Source organism: Dietzia sp. CQ4 (assembly GCF_014145125.1).
Taxonomy (GTDB): domain Bacteria; phylum Actinomycetota; class Actinomycetes; order Mycobacteriales; family Mycobacteriaceae; genus Dietzia; species Dietzia natronolimnaea.
In genome coordinates this window covers 1-2044 of record NZ_JAALDZ010000432.1, presented here as the reverse complement: position 1 = coordinate 2044, position 2044 = coordinate 1, and the positions used below count along the sequence as shown (strand labels likewise).

General features: G+C 71.9%; 2 protein-coding genes. Both read right to left on the bottom strand.

Going from position 1 to position 2044, the window contains the following annotated elements; translation table 11 throughout:
• Positions 1-180 precede the first annotated feature (180 nt).
• The gene (locus G6031_RS18355; RefSeq protein ID WP_182654059.1) at positions 181-1404 is read right to left on the bottom strand and encodes a CoA transferase; all 1224 of its coding nucleotides are present in this window, start codon (positions 1402-1404) and stop codon (positions 181-183) included.
• 4 nt (positions 1405-1408) lie between these two features.
• Positions 1409-2044: acyl-CoA dehydrogenase family protein (locus G6031_RS18350; RefSeq protein ID WP_241737420.1), on the bottom strand; the 636-nt coding region annotated here is incomplete at its 5' end.

Below are 2044 nucleotides of genomic sequence, written 5' to 3'. Positions count from 1 at the left end.
TCGGCGCGATGGTCCTCGAGATGGCGGTTGTCGTGCGCCTGCAGCTGCGTCTGGCCCTTGTTCTGGCTGCGGGAGACGACGGCGACGGCCACCGCGATCACTGCGGCGATGAGGAGGAATTCCACGGGTCGACCTTTCTCGGTACTACCACCCGAGCGTACCGAGATTGTGCCCTGCCGGTCAGCGGCCGCCGGGCTCGGTGTGCGCCGCCCTGTCGAGCCCCAGTTCCGCCAGTACGGGCCCGGTGTCCGCACCGTGGGGGCGGGGACCGAACCGCACGGATCCCGGGGTGTCGGAGAGCTTGATCGGGATGCCGACACTGCGGTACCCGTCGCGCTCGACGACCATGTCGCGATGCAGTACCTGGGGCATGGACAGCGCCTCACCCACGTGGTTCACCGCCCCGGAGGGCACCCCCACCGCGCGGAGTCGATCCGCGAGGTCGTCGCGACGGAGGCCTGCGACGAGACCACCGAGGATCTCGCGCAGCTCCTCCGAGTGCTCCAGGCGGTCCGGGTTCGTGAGGAAGCGGGGGTCGTCGACCAGCGCGGGCGCGTCCAACGCCTCCGCCAGCGCCCGGAACTGACGATCGTTTCCGGCGCCGATGAAGAACGGTCCGTCCGAGCAGGTGAAGGTCTCGTACGGACAGATGGTCGGGTGCGCGACACCGGTGCGCACCGGGGCCTCGCCCGTGGCGAACCACGTTCCGGCGTGCGGGTGCAGGATCGACACCGCGTTGTCGAGCAGCGCCAGGTCGACGAGCTGGCCGCGGCCGGTCGCGGCCCGCACGTGCAGCGCCATGAGGATGCCACTCATCGCGTTGAGGCTGGTGACGATGTCCACCAGCGGGATCCCGATGCGCATGGCCGCACCGTCGGGCTCGCCGTTGATACTCATCAGCCCCGAGAGCCCCTGGAGGACCGCGTCGTACCCGGGTGCGCCTCCGAGCGGTCCGTCGACCCCGTAACCGGTGATGCGGCAGTGGACCAGACGCGGGAAGCGCTCGGCGAGCTCGTCGTCACCGAACCCCCACTTCTCCAGGGTGCCGGCCTTGAAGTTCTCGATGAGCACGTCGGCGTCGGCGAGCAGCCTCCCCAGGACCGCCTGCCCGTCGTCGCTGCGCAGGTCCAGGCTGATGTTCCGTTTGTTGCGGTTGAGCCCGTCGAAGTACGCGCTGTGGTCGTCCCGCACGAAGGGTGGCCCCCAGCCGCGGGTCTCGTCCCCGCCCGGCGGTTCGACCTTGATCACGTCGGCGCCGTGGTCGGCCAGCATCTGGCCGCACAACGGTCCAGCGAGGACCCGGGCCAGATCCACGACGCGGATGTCGGTGAGGGCACCGGTCCGTGGGGGCTCGGTCGGGTGCGGCTCGGTCGGATGCGGCTCGGTCGGGTGCGGCTCGGTCACGGACTCAGACTCCCGGTGCGCGGCCGTGGCCCCCACCGTCGCCACCGACCCGGCCGAGGGTGACCCGGTCGAGCCACGTGGCCGCGGCGCTCTCGACGGCAGTGCCCTCGACGACCATGGGCCATGCGCCGTCCATCCCCCCGGCGACGGCGGCGTCGGTGAGCAGGGCCTCCCAGAAGGCCGCGGATCCGAACTCACCGCGCCACTGCAGAGCGGGCAGGGTCAGGCGGTGCAGGGTGTGTTCGTGCGTGGTGCCGATGGCCCCGTGGACCTGGTGGGCGTTGCGGACGGCGACCGCGACGGCCTGCGAGGCCACACTGCGGGCCACGGCCACCCGGAAACCCGACAGCGGCCCGCAGAGGTCGGTGGCCATGGCGTCGGCGACGGCCTGGTCGACCGCCGCGCGCGCCAGGACGGTCTCGGCGGCGATGTCCACCACCAGGTTCTGCACGGACTGGAACTTGGCGAGTGCCCGACCGAACTGGTTGCGTTCCGTCGAGTGGGCGATGGCCGACTCGAGCATCCCCTCCGAGGCCCCCACGCACTGGACAGCGCGGGCGAGCGCGCCGCGCAGCACCGCCGACTCCACGGCGGCCGACTCGACCGCGGTCCACCCCGCGCCCTCGGGCGGCAGGACGTC